At 60.4% G+C, this 15,755-nt stretch carries 13 protein-coding genes and 2 tRNA genes; 1 reads left to right on the plus strand and 14 read right to left on the minus strand.

Annotated elements, in window-relative coordinates; genetic code table 11:
• Window positions 1-28: 28 nt before the first annotated feature.
• From infB to rlmE, 11 genes are all read right to left on the minus strand, one after another.
• The gene (gene infB, locus PspR32_RS22300) at window positions 29-2,539 is read right to left on the minus strand and encodes a translation initiation factor IF-2 (RefSeq protein ID WP_010222982.1); all 2,511 of its coding nucleotides are present in this window, start codon (window positions 2,537-2,539) and stop codon (window positions 29-31) included.
• Window positions 2,540-2,566: 27 nt separating this feature from the next.
• Window positions 2,567-4,048, minus strand: a complete 1,482-nt coding sequence (gene nusA / locus PspR32_RS22305) for a transcription termination factor NusA (RefSeq protein ID WP_010222981.1) — start codon at window positions 4,046-4,048, stop codon at window positions 2,567-2,569.
• 59 nt (window positions 4,049-4,107) lie between these two features.
• Window positions 4,108-4,566 (minus strand): ribosome maturation factor RimP, encoded by a 459-nt coding sequence (rimP, locus tag PspR32_RS22310; RefSeq protein ID WP_010222980.1) that lies wholly within the window; start codon window positions 4,564-4,566, stop codon window positions 4,108-4,110.
• A gap of 129 nt (window positions 4,567-4,695) precedes the next feature.
• Window positions 4,696-4,772 (minus strand) — tRNA-Met (locus PspR32_RS22315).
• 97 nt (window positions 4,773-4,869) lie between these two features.
• A tRNA-Leu gene (locus tag PspR32_RS22320) sits at window positions 4,870-4,955 on the minus strand.
• 19 nt (window positions 4,956-4,974) lie between these two features.
• A complete protein-coding gene (secG, locus tag PspR32_RS22325) occupies window positions 4,975-5,361 on the minus strand; it encodes a preprotein translocase subunit SecG (protein WP_010222979.1) in 387 nt (128 codons plus the stop codon).
• A gap of 3 nt (window positions 5,362-5,364) precedes the next feature.
• Window positions 5,365-6,120 carry a triose-phosphate isomerase gene (gene tpiA, locus PspR32_RS22330; RefSeq protein WP_159389179.1) on the minus strand — a complete coding sequence of 252 codons (756 nt, stop codon included), beginning with the start codon at window positions 6,118-6,120 and terminating at the stop codon, window positions 5,365-5,367.
• A gap of 66 nt (window positions 6,121-6,186) precedes the next feature.
• Window positions 6,187-7,527, minus strand: a complete 1,341-nt coding sequence (gene glmM, locus PspR32_RS22335; protein WP_010222977.1) for a phosphoglucosamine mutase — start codon at window positions 7,525-7,527, stop codon at window positions 6,187-6,189.
• Window positions 7,528-7,543: 16 nt separating this feature from the next.
• Window positions 7,544-8,395, minus strand: a complete 852-nt coding sequence (gene folP / locus PspR32_RS22340; RefSeq protein ID WP_010222976.1) for a dihydropteroate synthase — start codon at window positions 8,393-8,395, stop codon at window positions 7,544-7,546.
• 8 nt (window positions 8,396-8,403) lie between these two features.
• Window positions 8,404-10,311 (minus strand): ATP-dependent zinc metalloprotease FtsH, encoded by a 1,908-nt coding sequence (gene ftsH / locus PspR32_RS22345; protein WP_010222975.1) that lies wholly within the window; start codon window positions 10,309-10,311, stop codon window positions 8,404-8,406.
• A 212-nt stretch (window positions 10,312-10,523) separates the two neighbouring features.
• Window positions 10,524-11,147 carry a 23S rRNA (uridine(2552)-2'-O)-methyltransferase RlmE gene (rlmE, locus tag PspR32_RS22350; protein WP_010222974.1) on the minus strand — a complete coding sequence of 208 codons (624 nt, stop codon included), beginning with the start codon at window positions 11,145-11,147 and terminating at the stop codon, window positions 10,524-10,526.
• Between the two features lie 100 nt (window positions 11,148-11,247).
• Between rlmE and yhbY the strand changes: the two genes are divergently transcribed.
• Window positions 11,248-11,556, plus strand: coding sequence for a ribosome assembly RNA-binding protein YhbY (gene yhbY / locus PspR32_RS22355; RefSeq protein ID WP_010222973.1), 309 nt, complete (start codon window positions 11,248-11,250; stop codon window positions 11,554-11,556).
• Between the two features lie 12 nt (window positions 11,557-11,568).
• Here yhbY and PspR32_RS22360 read toward each other — a convergent pair whose 3' ends face one another.
• Genes PspR32_RS22360 through carB form a run of 3 tightly spaced genes read right to left on the minus strand, consistent with a single transcriptional unit; the run spans window position 11,569 to window position 15,693 of the window.
• Window positions 11,569-12,015 carry an MFS transporter gene (locus PspR32_RS22360; RefSeq protein WP_174242310.1) on the minus strand — a complete coding sequence of 149 codons (447 nt, stop codon included), beginning with the start codon at window positions 12,013-12,015 and terminating at the stop codon, window positions 11,569-11,571.
• Window positions 11,993-12,475 (minus strand): transcription elongation factor GreA, encoded by a 483-nt coding sequence (gene greA, locus PspR32_RS22365; protein ID WP_010222971.1) that lies wholly within the window; start codon window positions 12,473-12,475, stop codon window positions 11,993-11,995. The genes PspR32_RS22360 and greA overlap by 23 nt, the downstream gene beginning before the upstream one ends.
• Complete coding sequence (gene carB / locus PspR32_RS22370) at window positions 12,472-15,693, minus strand: carbamoyl-phosphate synthase large subunit (RefSeq protein WP_036996921.1); 3,222 nt, start codon at window positions 15,691-15,693, stop codon at window positions 12,472-12,474. The genes greA and carB overlap by 4 nt, the downstream gene beginning before the upstream one ends.
• Window positions 15,694-15,755: the final 62 nt, after the last annotated feature.

Raw genomic sequence — 15,755 nt, forward strand, 5'->3', positions numbered from 1 at the left:
GGCGATTGGCGGTTCCCATGCTCGCGGCTTAGAGCGTACGAGCCACTTGGACTTTCTCGAAGACTTCGATCTTGTCGCCGACCTTGACGTCGTTGTAGCTCTTGACGCCGATACCGCATTCCATGCCGGCACGTACTTCGGACGCATCGTCCTTGAAGCGACGCAGCGATTCCAGCTCGCCTTCGAAGATCACCACGTCCTCGCGCAGTACGCGGATCGGACGGTTGCGGTAGACCACACCCTCGACGACCATACAGCCGGCGATGGCGCCGAACTTCGGCGAACGGAACACGTCACGCACTTCGGCGATACCCAGGATGTTCTCGCGAACATCGCTGCCGAGCATACCGGTCAGGGCTTTCTTGACGTCTTCAATGATGTCGTAGATCACGTTGTAGTAACGCATATCCAGACCTTCCTGCTCGACGATCTTGCGCGCGCCGGCATCGGCACGCACGTTGAAGCCGAACAGTACTGCATTGGAAGCCAGGGCCAGGTTGGCGTCGCTCTCGGTGATACCACCGACACCGCCACCGATCACGCGAACCTGTACTTCGTCGTTGCCCAGGCCGCTCAGGGAGCCCTGCAGGGCCTCGAGAGAACCACGAACATCGGACTTGAGCACGATGTTGAGGGTCTTCTTCTCTTCCTGGCCCATGTTCTCGAAGATGTTCTCGAGTTTGCCAGCGTGAGCGCGAGCCAGTTTGACCTCGCGGAACTTGCCTTGACGGAACAGGGCAACTTCACGGGCTTTCTTCTCGTCAGCCACTACCGACAGCTCGTCACCGGCGTCCGGGGTGCCATCCAGGCCGAGGATCTCGACCGGGATCGACGGGCCGGCTTCTTTAACAGTCTTGCCGTTTTCGTCGAGCATGGCCCGTACACGGCCGTAGTTCGAACCGCACAGGACCATGTCGCCCTGACGCAGGGTACCGTCCTGAACCAGCACGGTAGCCACCGGGCCGCGGCCCTTGTCCAGACGCGACTCGACCACCACACCACGACCCGGGGCCGATGGAGTGGCCTTGAGCTCGAGGATCTCGGCTTGCAGCAGGACGGCTTCGAGCAGTTCGTCGACACCGGTACCCATCTTCGCCGACACCTTGACGAACGGCGTGTCTCCACCCCAGTCCTCGGAAGTGACGCCTTCGACGGCCAGTTCGTTACGGATGCGATCGAGGTCGGCACCCGGCTTGTCGATCTTGTTCACCGCAACGACCAGCGGAACACCGGCAGCCTTGGCGTGCTGGACCGCTTCGCGGGTTTGCGGCATCACGCCGTCGTCCGCCGCGACCACCAGGATCACGATGTCGGTCGCCTTGGCACCACGGGCACGCATGGCGGTAAACGCGGCGTGACCAGGGGTGTCGAGGAAGGTGACCATGCCGCGGTCGGTTTCCACGTGGTAGGCACCGATGTGCTGGGTAATACCACCGGCTTCGCCAGCGGCAACCTTGGCACGACGGATGTAGTCGAGCAGCGAAGTCTTACCGTGGTCAACGTGGCCCATTACGGTCACGACCGGCGCACGGGCGAAGGCTTCACCTTCGAACTTCAGCGATTCGGCCAGGGAATCTTCCAGGGCGGTATCGCTGACCAGGGTGACCTTGTGGCCCAGCTCTTCGGCGACCAGTTGAGCGGTCTCCTGGTCGAGCACCTGGTTGATGGTCACCGGAGTGCCCAGCTTGAACATGAACTTGACGACTTCAGCGGCCTTGACCGACATCTGCTGGGCCAGGTCGGAGACGGTAATGGTCTCGCCGATCTGGACGTCGCGGATAACCGGACCGGTCGGGTTCTGGAAGCCATGGGCGTTGCGCTTCTTCGGCTTGCCCTTGCCACGGCCACCGCGACGGAAGCCATCGCTTTCTTCGTCGGTGGTACGCGGAGCGGCACGCGGGGTTGGCGCCTTTTCCTTTTCCTTGACCTTGACCGAAACGCGCGGCGCTTCGTTACGGCGCTCGCCGCCACGACGCTCGTCGTCACGCGACTTGTCGCTGCGACGGACGTCGTCTTTCTTGCGCTCGGCAACCGGTGCCGGTGCGGCATCGGCGGCGTCGATCACTGGCGCGGCAGCCGGAGCCGGAGCCGGCGCGGCAGCAGCCGGTGCGGCGTTCGCAGCGGCTGGCTGACGACGGGCTTCTTCCTCGGCACGCTGACGTGCTTCGGCATCGGCTTTTTCACGGGCAGCGTTTTCGGCTGCACGGCGCTCTTCCAGCTCGCGCTTCTGCTCGGCCTGGATTTCTTCCGGGCTGCGCTGAACGAATACTTTCTTCTTGCGTACTTCTACGCTGATGCTCTTGCTACCGGCGACACGCAGGGTGCTGGTGGTTTTGCGCTGCAAGGTGATCTTGCGCGGCTCTTCCACTTTTGCCTTGTGGCTGCTCTTCAAATGAGCCAGCAATGCCTGCTTCTCATTGTCGGTCACTACCTGACCGGCGTCGGTGTGCGGCAGACCTGCCTCACGCATCTGCTGCAGCAGGCGCTCTACCGGTGCAGCGACCTCTTGGGCCAATTCTTTCACCGTGACTTGCGTCATGCACTTCTCTCCTCAGGCCGCGCCTAATTACTCGAACCAGTGGGCTCGGGCGGCCATGATCAACTTGCCGGCACGCTCTTGGTCGATGCCGTCGATGTCGAGCAGGTCATCAATCGACTGCTCGGCCAGGTCTTCGCGGGTAACTACGCCGCGCACCGCCAGTTCCATCGCCAAATCCTTGTCCATACCCTCAAGCGAGAGCAGGTCTTCGGCCGGATGGGCGTCTGCCAGCTTTTCCTCAGTAGCGATGGCTTTGGTCAACAGGCGATCCTTGGCGCGAGCACGAAGCTCGTTGACGATGTCTTCGTCAAAGCCGTCGATGTTGAGCATTTCTTCCAGCGGTACGTAGGCAATCTCTTCCAGGCTGGTGAAGCCTTCATCGACCAGCACCTGTGCCAGCTCTTCGTCGACTTCCAGCTCGTCGATGAAGTTGCGCAGGATGTCACCGGTTTCAGCTTGCTGCTTGGCCTGGATGTCCGATTCGGTCATCACGTTCAGGGTCCAGCCGGTCAACTGACTGGCCAGGCGCACGTTCTGGCCACCACGGCCAATCGCCTGGGCCAGGTTGTCGGCACCCACCGCGATGTCCATGGCGTGGGCATCTTCATCGACGATGATCGCCGCGACTTCAGCCGGCGACATGGCGTTGATGACGAATTGTGCAGGGTTGTCGTCCCAGAGGACGATATCCACACGCTCACCACCCAGTTCGCCGGACACGGCCTGGACTCGCGAACCGCGCATGCCGATACAGGCACCTTGCGGATCGATGCGTTTGTCCTTGGAGCGCACGGCGATCTTGGCGCGCGAACCCGGATCACGGGACGCGGCCATGACTTCGATCAGGCCCTCGGCGATTTCCGGCACTTCGATGCGGAACAGTTCGATCAGCATCTGTGGCGCGGTACGCGACAGGATCAACTGCGGGCCGCGGTTCTCGGTGCGGATTTCCTTGAGCAGTGCACGCAGGCGCACACCCACACGGAAAGTCTCGCGGGAGATGATGTCTTCACGGGCCAGCAACGCTTCGGCGTTGTTGCCCAGGTCAACGATGACATTGTCACGGGTGACCTTCTTGACGGTACCGGAGATGATCTCGCCCAGACGCTCGCGGTAGGCATCTACCACCTGAGCGCGCTCGGCTTCACGGACCTTCTGGACGATGACTTGCTTGGCGGTCTGGGCGGCAATGCGGCCGAACTCGATCGACTCGATCTTTTCTTCGATCACGTCACCGACTTTAGCTTCAGGATGGGTGTCCTGAATCTTCGCTGGCCACACTTCGATCGCCGGATCGTCCAGATCCTTTTCTTCGACGACAGTCCAGCGACGGAAGGTTTCGTAGCTACCGGTGTGGCGGTTGATTTCCACACGCAGGTCGACTTCGTCGTCAAAACGTTTTTTGGTTGCAGTGGCCAGAGCCACTTCCAGCGCTTCAAAAATCACGCCGGCCGGTACGCCCTTTTCGTTGGATACCGACTCAACAACCAGCAGTACTTCTTTGCTCATCGTACGCCTCGCCTTTCGCAAGCCATTGGATCCGCGCGGTCCGCGGGATCCGGCACGTCTCAGTCAAAACTGGGAATAATGTTGGCCTTGTCGATCGAATCGATCGGCAACAGGAATTCGTTGTTGTCTACCTGGACCACAACATCCTGATCCTCCACGCCACGGAGAAGGCCCTGAAAGTTACGACGACCTTCAAAGGGCGTACGCAGCTTGATCTTCACTTGTTCGCCGGCATGCGAAGCAAACTGTTCCAAGGTGAACAGCGGGCGATCCATGCCAGGAGAGGACACTTCAAGGGTATATTCGGACGTAATCGGGTCTTCGACATCGAGGATCGCACTGGCCTGGTGACTGACTTTTGCGCAGTCATCAACCAGCACGCCATCTTCTTTATCGATGTAAATCCGCAGGACCGAATGTTTGCCTTGAGAGATGAATTCGATCCCCCAGCATTGATAGCCAAGAGCCTCGACCACCGGGGCCAACAAGGCCTGCAACTGTTCTAGCTTGCTCGACACCTGAACCCCCTCGTGCATGCTATGCAAATAAAAAATGGGCAAAGCGCCCATCCCTGATACGCCGTTGAATACCGGCGTTATGACTGTTCAGCCAAGAAAAAGCCCCTGCAAAAGGGGCTCCGCTGAAACTGGTTGCGGGGGCTGGATTTGAACCAACGACCTTCGGGTTATGAGCCCGACGAGCTACCAGACTGCTCCACCCCGCGACAAAGCTGGGGCGAAAGTATACGACCGAACCCCGACAGGGTCAATCTAACCTCCACCTACAAGAAAGCCCGCTGTAGCGGGCTGTCTTGTTTCAATTGGTACCGAGAAGGGGACTCGAACCCCTACACCCTATGGGCACAACCACCTCAAGGTTGCGTGTCTACCAATTCCACCACCTCGGCAATACTACTTTGAAACCCGTTACTTCTGCTCTTGAGCGGGAGGAACATCGCCAGTCTTAGTGGCTTCGCTCTTCTGCTCCTGGAGCACCGGTACATCATCTGTTGCCGGCTTTTGCTGCTTCACTTCCAAGACCGCTGGATCTGGCAACCCTACTTGAGTCAGCTCTTGAGCTTTCTCCTTAGCAAAGTATCCTAACCCAAGAGCAGTTAAGAAGAAAGAGGCAGCTAGTATAGCAGTAAACTTACTCAGAAAGGTAGCAGAACCTTGGCTTCCGAACACAGTATTTGAAGCACCTGCGCCGAAAGATGCACCCGCTTCCGCACCTTTACCCTGTTGCAGCAACACCAGCACTACCAAACCCAGCGCGCCCAACAGATGCAAAACAACGATCACTGTTTCCAGCATTTTTCAGTTTCCTGCGGCGCGACAAATTGCACCGAATTCGTCTGCGTTCAGGGAAGCCCCACCAATCAGGCCCCCATCGATATCCGGCATGCCGAACAGTTCAGCCGCATTGGCCGCCTTCACGCTGCCGCCGTATAGAAGCCGCACACTCGCTGCGACTTCCGGGTTCTTTGCCGCCAGCTGCTCGCGAATGGCCTTATGCACATCCTGAGCCTGCTGTGGCGAGGCCGTCAGCCCTGTGCCGATGGCCCATACAGGCTCATAGGCAATCACCGCTCTGGCGAAGACTTCGACACCGAACGCTTCGATGACGCTGTCCAGCTGACGCCCGACAATCTCAAGCGTTTTACCCGCTTCGCGCTCTTCGAGGGTTTCCCCTACACAGAGCACCGGCTTCAAACCACAAGCCTGTGCCGCAGCGAACTTGCGATTGAGGACTTCGTCGTTCTCGCCAATGATCTGGCGGCGCTCGGAGTGCCCAATCAGTACCAGTTCGCAACCTGCCTCGGCCAGTTGACTCGGTGCAATTTCACCGGTCAGTGCGCCTTGCTCAGGCTGTACCGCAGAATTCTGAGCGCCGACGGCGATCGCCTTGCCTTGTACGCCATCAATTACCTGATTGATGTACAGGGCGGGGGGAAACACCGCGACCTCGACACCGCTCGGCAGGGCGAGATTACTCAAGCCCTTGATCAGCTCAGCGACGCTGGCGCGGGTACCGTGCATCTTCCAGTTACCAGCTACCATAGGGCGACGCATGCTGTACCTCGTCGGTCAAAGAGGGCGCAGATGTTACCCAACCCGATCATCTCTGGCAAGCGTAATTCAAACGCAAACTTCACTTACCAGTTTTGCCAGGGCTTCGGCGTGGCCGCGGACCTGATTTTCATCCTCGCCTTCGACCATTACCCGCACCAGAGGCTCTGTCCCGGACTTGCGCAGCAGCACACGGCCACGACCGGCCAGCGCCTCGGTAACCTTGGCACTGGCGTCCTTGACCGCTGGATGCTCCAGCGGGTCGACCTTGCTCGCACCAAAGCGCACGTTGATCAGCACCTGCGGGCACTTGCGCAGGGCCTGACGGGCCTGGGCCAGGGTTTCTTCGCGGCGCTTGAGGGCCATCAGCACCTGCAGCGCGGCGATGATCGCATCACCGGTGGTGGTGTGGTTGCAGCACACCACGTGCCCGGAGTTCTCGCCACCGATGACCCAGTCGCGCTCCAGCAGCTCGGCCATCACGTAGCGGTCACCGACCTTGGCGCGCACGAACGGGATGTCGAGATCCTTCAGGGCCAGCTCCAGCCCCAGGTTGCTCATCAGGGTGCCCACCACCCCGCCCTGCAGCTTGCCGCGCTCATGCAGGTCACGGGCGATGATGAACAGCAGCTCGTCGCCATCGACGATGGCGCCGGTGTGATCGACCATCAGCACCCGGTCACCGTCGCCGTCGAAGGCGATGCCGAGGTCGGCATGGCCCACCAGCACCGCCGCCTGCAGCGACTCGATGTGGGTCGAACCGCAGTTCTCGTTGATGTTCAGGCCATCAGGCTGCGCTGAGAGCACGGTGACATCAGCACCCAATTCGCGGAACACGCTCGGCGCGACCTTGTAGGTAGCGCCGTGGGCGCAGTCGACCACCAGCTTGAGGCCGGCAAAATCAGTGCTGCTCGGCACGCTGCTCTTGCAGAATTCGATGTAACGCCCAGCCGCATCGTTGATGCGCGAGACCTTGCCCAGCTTGCTCGATTCGACCACGGTCATCGGCTGGTCGAGCAGTTCCTCGATCATCAGCTCGACTTCGTCCGGCAGCTTGGTACCCTGCCCGGAGAAGAACTTGATGCCGTTGTCGTCATGGGGATTGTGCGAAGCACTGATAACGATGCCCGCTTCGGCATGGAAGGTACGGGTCAGGTAGGCGATGGCCGGGGTCGGCATCGGCCCGAGCAACATCACATCGGCGCCCGCCGCTGACAGCCCGGCCTCAAGCGCCGATTCAAACATGTAACCGGAAATTCGCGTGTCTTTGCCGACCAGTACCCGGCAGGCACCCTGCCTGCGAAAGGCCATGCCCGCCGCCCAGCCAAGCTTGAGCATGAAGTCAGGGGTGATGGGGTATTCGCCGACACGGCCACGAATACCGTCGGTACCAAAATATTTTCTGCTCATAGATGCTCCATCACTCTTATTCGGCGGCTTGCACCGCAGCAATCATCCGCACTACATCGGCGGTTTCGGCGACATCGTGAACGCGCAATATGCTCGCGCCCTTGGTCATCGCCAGCGCAGCCAGGGCAAGGCTGCCATAGAGCCGTTCTCCGACCGGACGGCCCAGGGCCAGGCCGATCATGCTCTTGCGCGAAACACCTACCAGCAAGGGACGCCCCAACCGGTAAAGGGCTTCCATGTGCTTGAACAGGCTGAGGTTGTGCGCCAGGGTCTTGGCGAAGCCGAAGCCTGGATCGAGGATGATCCGCCCGGCTTCGATGCCGACTGCCGCACACGCTGCCATACGCTCTTCAAGGTAGTTCGCCACCTCGGCGGTGACATCCTCGTAATGCGGATTGTCCTGCATGTCGCCCGGCTCGCCACGCATGTGCATCAGGCACACCGGCAAGCCGGTGGCTGCTGCGGCATCCAGGGCACCATCACGGCTGAGCGAGCGCACATCGTTGATCAGCCCGGCACCGAGCCTGGCCGATTCACGGATAACCGCTGGCGTCGAGGTATCGACCGAGATGATCACATCCAGCTCGCGATTGATCGCTTCGACGATCGGCGCGACGCGCTCCAGCTCTTCAAGCGCCGACACCGCACGCGCGCCGGGGCGAGTGGACTCGCCACCGACATCGACCAGGGTCGCACCGGCAGCCACCATCGCTTCGGCGTGGCGCAAGGCTGCGTCACGCTGGGTGAAGCGGCCGCCATCGGAGAAGGAATCGGGGGTGATATTGAGGATACCCATGACATGGGTACGGGACAAATCAAGAACCCGGTTGCCGCAAGGCAACCGGGTCGGGTACTGCTGTGAAGTCATATGTGCCCTTAGACTTGCGCCGCTGGACCGCCGATCGGCGACTCAGGGCGATCGCTCTGCGGAGCAGAGGCGCCTGGAGTGCCCGATCCACCTTCCCAGTCACGCGGCTCGCGTGGCTCGCGACCAGCCATGATGTCGTCGATCTGATCGGCATCGATGGTCTCGTACTTCATCAGCGCATCGGCCATGGCGTCGAGCTTGTCGCGGTTTTCGGTGAGGATCTGCTTGGCCGTGGCGTAGCACTGGTCAATGATGCTGCGTACTTCCGAGTCGATCAGCTTGGCGGTCTCACCGGAGACACTGGCGTGCTGGGAACCGGCACTGCGGCCCAGGAACACCTCACCCTCTTCTTCGGCATACATCAGCGGACCGAGTTTTTCCGACAGGCCCCACTTGGTGACCATGTTGCGGGCGATCTGACTGGCACGCATGATGTCGTTGGAGGCACCGGTGGTGACGCCATCGAAGCCTAGGGTCATCTCTTCGGCGATACGGCCACCGTACAGCGAGCAGATCTGGCTGATCAGTGCGCGCTTGGACAGGCTGTAACGGTCTTCCTCCGGCAGAAACATGGTGACACCCAGTGCCCGGCCACGCGGAATGATCGAGACCTTGTACACCGGGTCATGCTCGGGCACCACACGGCCAACAATGGCATGGCCGGCTTCGTGGAAGGCGGTATTGCGCTTCTCTTTCTCGGACATGACCATGGTCTTGCGCTCGGCGCCCATCATGATCTTGTCTTTGGCCAGTTCGAACTCTTTCATCTCGACGACGCGCTTGCCACCACGGGCAGCGAACAGCGACGCTTCGTTGACCAGGTTGGCGAGGTCAGCACCGGAGAAGCCTGGAGTACCACGGGCAATCACGGCTGGATTGACGTTCTCGCCAATCGGCACCTTGCGCATGTGTACCTTGAGGATCTGCTCACGACCGCGGATATCCGGCAAGCCAACGACGACCTGACGGTCGAAGCGGCCTGGACGCAGCAGCGCCGGGTCGAGGACGTCCGGACGGTTGGTCGCGGCGATGACGATGATACCGTCGTTCATTTCGAAGCCGTCCATCTCAACCAGCAACTGGTTGAGGGTCTGCTCGCGCTCGTCGTGACCGCCACCCATGCCGGCGCCACGATGGCGACCGACGGCGTCGATCTCGTCGATGAAGATGATGCACGGTGCGTGTTTCTTGGCCTGCTCGAACATGTCGCGAACACGGCTGGCACCGACACCGACGAACATCTCGACGAAGTCGGAACCGGAGATGGTGAAGAACGGCACCTTGGCTTCGCCGGCAATAGCCTTGGCTATCAGGGTCTTACCGGTACCTGGCGGGCCAACCATGAGTACACCGCGAGGAATACGACCGCCCAGGCGCTGGAACTTGCCCGGATCGCGCAGGAATTCGACCAACTCGCCGACTTCTTCCTTGGCTTCGTCGCAGCCGGCAACGTCGGCCAGGGTGGTTTTCACCTGATCTTCGGACAGCAGGCGCGCCTTGCTCTTGCCGAAGCTCATCGGCCCGCCCTTGCCACCGGCACCGCCTTGCATCTGGCGCATGAAGAACATGAATACGGCAATGATGACCAGGATCGGGAAGCTGGCGACCAGCAGTTGGGTCCAGATGCTCTGCTGCTCTGGCTGTTTGCCTTCGACCACGACGTGGTTGTCGACCAGGTCACCGATCAGGCCGTTGTCCTGAATGGCCGGACGGATGGTCTTGAAGCTGTCGCCATCGGTACGTTTACCGGTAATGACGTAGCCGTCGACCGCAACGCGCTCGACCTTGCCATCCTTGACCTGCTGAATGAAGTCGGAATAGTTGAGGGTCTGCGGCTCATTCGGGCTGGAGAAGTTGTTCATCACTGTCACCAGGACAGCCGCGATGATCAACCACAGGATCAAGTTCTTTGCCATATCGTTCAATTAGCTACCCTCTGAAGCCGGCTGACGGCGCAGCCGTGCCTCGCATGATATTCACCGGCTTAACTTACTACATAACCTACACATCTGCAGGCGCCGTCTGTAACCCTTTGTGAAACCTAGACTACACGATGTTCATCCAGGTCAGGCAGGAGAGCCGATTGGAAAAAACTATCGGATACCCTGAAAGCCGCCGGCCTGACGCCCTACTCGCCGCGGTAACCCCTCGCCAGCAAGTACTGTTCGCGAGAGCGGTCCCGCGAAGAATCAGGCTTGAGCATCTGGACCTTGTCGAATTTCTGACGAGCGTCCTTGAGGTATACGTCAAACCCTTCGCCCTGGAAAATCTTGATCAGGAAATCACCACCCGGCTTGAGCACCCGGGTCGCCAGATCAAGGGCCAGCTCACAGAGAAACATGGCCTTGGGAATATCCACGGCAGGCGTACCACTCATATTGGGGGCCATATCGGAAATCACAAGGTCTACGTGCGAATTACCCACCGCCTCGAGGATCTGCGCCAGCACTTCGTCCTGGGTAAAGTCCCCCTGGATGAAGGTAACGTCAGGAATGCTGTCCATTTCCAGGATGTCGGAAGCGATCAAACGCCCCTGACCACCAATCAGACGACTGGTCACCTGCGACCAGCCACCTGGGGCCGCACCCAGGTCGACGACGCTCATACCAGGGCGGATAATCCGGTACTTTTCCTGGATTTCCAGCAATTTGTAGCTCGCACGCGAGCGATAACCGTCCTTTTGCGCCTTTTTAACGTAAGGATCGTTGAAGTGTTCTTTCAGCCAGCCAAGGCTTGTCTTGGAACGCGCCATTGGGCACCTCGATGATAAGGGTCGTGATTAACTGGGCGGATCCACGGGCCCTCGGGTAAAATGGCCGCCATTTTTACAGAATCAGACAAAGGGTCAGATTATGCCGCTCAATAACGAGCAGAAGAAACAGTACAAATCCATTGGCCACGACCTGAAACCAGTTCTGATTGTGGCAGGCAATGGGCTGACTGAAGGGGTTATCGCCGAACTCGAACGCGCCCTGGTCGATCACGAACTGATCAAGGTCGAGATTCGCTCCGAAGACCGCGAAGAGCGTGCCGCCGCAATTGCCGCGCTGTGCAAGGCCGGCCGCGCCGAACTGGTACAGACCATCGGCAAGAAGGCGCTGATCTATCGCCGCAATCCGCAACCGAACAAGCAGTTGTCGAACATCCACCGTTACAAGTGATGTTCGCCCCGGTCAGTGGCGCGCCTTGCGCGCCCTGCCCGGCACGGGCTGCATGACCAGCAGCAAGCCGGTCAGGCCCAGCACCAGGTAACAGAACAGCTGCCAGCGCAGTTCCCCCGGCATGCCCACGCGCAACGCGAAATACACCACGCACGCCAGCATCACCATCGACAACAACTGCCCCCGCATGTCCCGCCACAGACTGGACAGGCCCTGCGCCTGAATCAGCACCAGCGCCTGCACGCCTGCGCAAAACGCCGCAAACGCCACCAGCAACGATGCCATCAGGCTACCGATATCCTCGATCAACAGCGGCGCCAGGCCAATCTGGCCCAACGCCGGCAGCAGACCGAAATGCAGCATCCACAGGCCGCCAACCCAGAGTACCTGGGTCAGCTGCCAGATTGCCGGGGCGGCAGCAAAGCCCCGGCGACGGTCAGATGTGTTTGACTTCGACAATCTCGTACTCGACCGTACCGCTTGGCGTCTTGATCACCACGGCATCACCCTCTTCCTTGCCAATGATGGCGCGGGCGATCGGAGCACCGACCGAGAGCTTGCCCTGCTTGACGTCGGCTTCGTCCTCACCAACGATCTGGTAAGTCACCTGTTCGCCGGTCTCGGTGTTTTCCAGGTCCACGGTGGTGCCGAAGATCACCTTGCCGGTGTGGGCAATGGTGGTGACGTCGATCACGACCGAGTTCTGCAGACGGCCTTCGATATCGCGAATACGCGCCTCGACCATCCCCTGCTCTTCGCGGGCAGCGTGGTACTCGGCGTTTTCCTTGAGATCGCCCAGCTCGCGAGCCTCACCAATGGCCTGGCTCAGGCGCGGACGCTCGGTCTTGCTCAGGAACAGGTGCTCTTCCTCCAGGGCGCGAGCGCCCTGGACGGTCATCGGGTATTTGGTAATGCTCATGCTTTGAGTCCTGCATGCAGATCCTGCAAGCGGCGAACGGTCTTTTCAGGACCAAACTTCAGCGCTTCGCAGATGGCTTCACCGGCCGCAATGGTGGTGGTGCAGTAAATCTTGTGCTGCAACGCATTGCGACGAATCGAGTAGGAGTCGGCAATCGACTGGCGACCTTCGGTGGTGTTGATGATCAACGACACTTCGTCGTTCTTGATCATGTCGACCACGTGCGGACGACCTTCGGTCACCTTGTTCACGCGACGCACTTTCAAGCCAGCCGCTTCAATGACCTTGGCGGTACCGACGGTGGCGACCACTTCGAAGCCCAGGGCGATCAGGTCGCGGGCAACGCCAGCCACTTGTGGCTTGTCGTCGTCACGCACGCTGATGAATGCGGTACCGCCAGTCGGCAGCACTTCGCTGGCGCCCATCTGGGCCTTGGCAAACGCTTCACCGAAGCTGTCGCCGACACCCATGACCTCACCGGTGGATTTCATCTCAGGGCCGAGGATCGGGTCAACACCCGGGAACTTGGCGAACGGGAACACCGCTTCCTTGACGCTGTAGAAGTTAGGAATGATTTCCTTGGTGAAGCCGATTTCCTTGAGGCTCTTGCCGGCCATGACCCGCGCGGCAATCATCGCCAGCGAAGTGCCGATGCACTTGGAGACGAACGGCACGGTGCGCGAGGCGCGCGGGTTGACTTCGATCACGTAGATCTTGTCGCCCTGCAGGGCCAGCTGCACGTTCATCAGGCCGACAACGCCCAGTTCCAGGGCCATTTTCTTGACCTGTTCGCGGACTTCGTCCTGAACATGGGCCGGCAGCGAGTACGGTGGCAGCGAGCACGCCGAGTCACCGGAGTGAACACCGGCCTGCTCGATGTGCTGCATGATTGCGCCGATCACCACGTCGGTGCCGTCGCAGACCGCATCCACGTCCATCTCGATGGCGCAGTTGAGGAAGTGGTCGAGCAGCACCGGGCTGTCGTTGGACACTTGCACCGCTTCACGCAGGTAACGCTTGAGCTCGTCCAGCTCGTAGACGATCTCCATGGCGCGGCCGCCCAGCACGTAGGACGGGCGCACAACCAGCGGGTAGCCGATGATGCCGGCGGCGCGGATGGCTTCGTCTTCGCTGCGCACGGTGGCGTTTGGTGGCTGCAGCAGATTCAGGCGCTGAACCATCTGCTGGAAACGCTCGCGGTCTTCGGCGCGGTCGATGGCGTCCGGGCTGGTACCGATGATCGGCACGCCGGCTTCTTCCAGGGCACGAGCCAGTTTCAACGGGGTCTGGCCGCCGTAGTGGACGATCACGCCTTTCGGCTTCTCGACACGAACCACTTCCAGCACGTCTTCCAGGGTCAGCGGCTCGAAGTACAGGCGGTCGGAGGTGTCGTAGTCGGTGGAGACGGTTTCCGGGTTGCAGTTGACCATGATGGTCTCGTAACCGTCTTCACGCAGGGCCAGTGCCGCGTGTACGCAGCAGTAGTCGAACTCGATGCCCTGGCCGATACGGTTAGGGCCGCCACCCAGGATCATGATCTTGTCGCGGGTCGACGGATTGGCCTCGCACTCTTCCTCATAGGTCGAGTACAGGTAGGCGGTATCGGTGGCGAACTCGGCCGCGCAGGTGTCAACGCGCTTGTAGACCGGGAACACTTCCAGCTTGTGACGGTGACGACGCAGGTTCTTGTCGGTGATGCCCAGCAGCTTGGCCAGGCGCTGGTCGGAGAAGCCCTTGCGCTTGAGGCGCAGCATCAGGTCCTTGTCGATCGCCGACAGGGCCAGGGTCTTGACCTTCTCTTCGTCCTTGATCAGGTCTTCCATCTGCACCAGGAACCAGTGGTCGATACCGGTCAGGGCGAAGATTTCGTCGCAGGTCATGCCCGAACGCATGGCGTCGGCGACGTACCAGATGCGCTCGGCGCCCGGTACGGTCAGCTCGCGCTTGAGGATGCTGGCAGCGTCAGGGCTGGCCAGGTCGACTTTCGGGTCCAGGCCGCTCACGCCGACTTCAAGGCCGCGCAGGGCTTTCTGCAGCGACTCCTGGAAGGTCCGGCCGATGGCCATGACTTCACCCACGGATTTCATCTGGGTAGTCAGGCGGGCGTCGGCTTTCGGGAATTTCTCGAAGGCGAAACGCGGCAGCTTAGTGACGACATAGTCGATCGACGGCTCGAAGGACGCCGGGGTACGGCCGCCGGTGATGTCGTTTTGCAGTTCGTCGAGGGTGTAACCGACAGCCAGCTTGGCGGCGATCTTGGCGATCGGGAAGCCGGTGGCTTTCGACGCCAGGGCCGAGGAACGCGACACCCGTGGGTTCATTTCGATCACGACCATGCGGCCGGTGTCCGGGCAGATACCGAACTGCACGTTGGAACCGCCGGTCTCGACGCCGATTTCACGCAGCACCGCCAGCGAGGCGTTGCGCATGATCTGGTATTCCTTGTCGGTCAGGGTCTGTGCCGGCGCCACGGTGATCGAGTCACCGGTGTGCACACCCATCGGGTCGAAGTTTTCGATCGAGCAGACAATGATGCAGTTGTCCTTTTTGTCGCGGACCACTTCCATCTCGTACTCTTTCCAGCCGATCAGCGATTCGTCGATCAACAGTTCCTTGGTTGGCGACAGGTCCAGACCACGGGCGCAGATTTCTTCGAATTCTTCACGGTTGTAGGCGATGCCGCCACCGGTGCCGCCCATGGTGAAGGACGGACGGATGATGCACGGGAAGCCGAGCTTCTCGAGGACCGCGTTGGCCTCTTCCATGCTGTGGGCGATACCGGAACGCGGGCACTCAAGGCCAATGGCCTTCATGGCGGTGTCGAATCGCGAACGGTCTTCAGCCTTGTCGATGGTGTCGGCGTTGGCGCCGATCATTTCCACGCCGAACTTTTCCAGGATGCCTTCGCGTTCCAGGTCCAGGGCGCAGTTCAGGGCAGTCTGGCCACCCATGGTCGGCAGCAGCGCGTCAGGGCGCTCTTTTTCGATGATCTTGGCAACGGTCTGCCACTTGATCGGTTCGATGTAGGTCGCATCAGCCATGGCCGGGTCGGTCATGATGGTCGCCGGGTTGGAGTTCACCAGGATGACGCGATAGCCCTCTTCGCGCAGGGCTTTGCACGCCTGGGCGCCGGAGTAGTCGAATTCGCAGGCCTGGCCGATCACGATCGGGCCAGCGCCGAGAATCAGGATGCTTTTAATGTCTGTACGTTTTGGCATGGGTTGTCACTCAATTCCGCAGGTCAGTCGGCAAGCCGCATTGAACAATCTTGGGGGCGGCA

Origin of the sequence: Pseudomonas sp. R32, assembly GCF_009866705.1 — a bacterium.
GTDB classification, from domain to species: Bacteria; Pseudomonadota; Gammaproteobacteria; order Pseudomonadales; family Pseudomonadaceae; genus Aquipseudomonas; species Aquipseudomonas donghuensis.

Excerpts from the sequence above, each read along its gene's own strand:
- infB (WP_010222982.1), bottom strand. The coding sequence starts at position 2,539 with ATGACGCAAGTCACGGTGAAAGAATTGGCCCAAGAGGTCGCTGCACCG.
- nusA (WP_010222981.1), bottom strand. The coding sequence starts at position 4,048 with ATGAGCAAAGAAGTACTGCTGGTTGTTGAGTCGGTATCCAACGAAAAG.
- secG (WP_010222979.1), bottom strand. The coding sequence starts at position 5,361 with ATGCTGGAAACAGTGATCGTTGTTTTGCATCTGTTGGGCGCGCTGGGT.
- tpiA (WP_159389179.1), bottom strand. The coding sequence starts at position 6,120 with ATGCGTCGCCCTATGGTAGCTGGTAACTGGAAGATGCACGGTACCCGC.
- glmM (WP_010222977.1), bottom strand. The coding sequence starts at position 7,527 with ATGAGCAGAAAATATTTTGGTACCGACGGTATTCGTGGCCGTGTCGGC.
- folP (WP_010222976.1), bottom strand. The coding sequence starts at position 8,395 with ATGACTTCACAGCAGTACCCGACCCGGTTGCCTTGCGGCAACCGGGTT.
- ftsH (WP_010222975.1), bottom strand. The coding sequence starts at position 10,311 with ATGGCAAAGAACTTGATCCTGTGGTTGATCATCGCGGCTGTCCTGGTG.
- rlmE (WP_010222974.1), bottom strand. The coding sequence starts at position 11,147 with ATGGCGCGTTCCAAGACAAGCCTTGGCTGGCTGAAAGAACACTTCAAC.
- yhbY (WP_010222973.1), top strand. The coding sequence starts at position 11,248 with ATGCCGCTCAATAACGAGCAGAAGAAACAGTACAAATCCATTGGCCAC.
- greA (WP_010222971.1), bottom strand. The coding sequence starts at position 12,475 with ATGAGCATTACCAAATACCCGATGACCGTCCAGGGCGCTCGCGCCCTG.
- carB (WP_036996921.1), bottom strand. The coding sequence starts at position 15,693 with ATGCCAAAACGTACAGACATTAAAAGCATCCTGATTCTCGGCGCTGGC.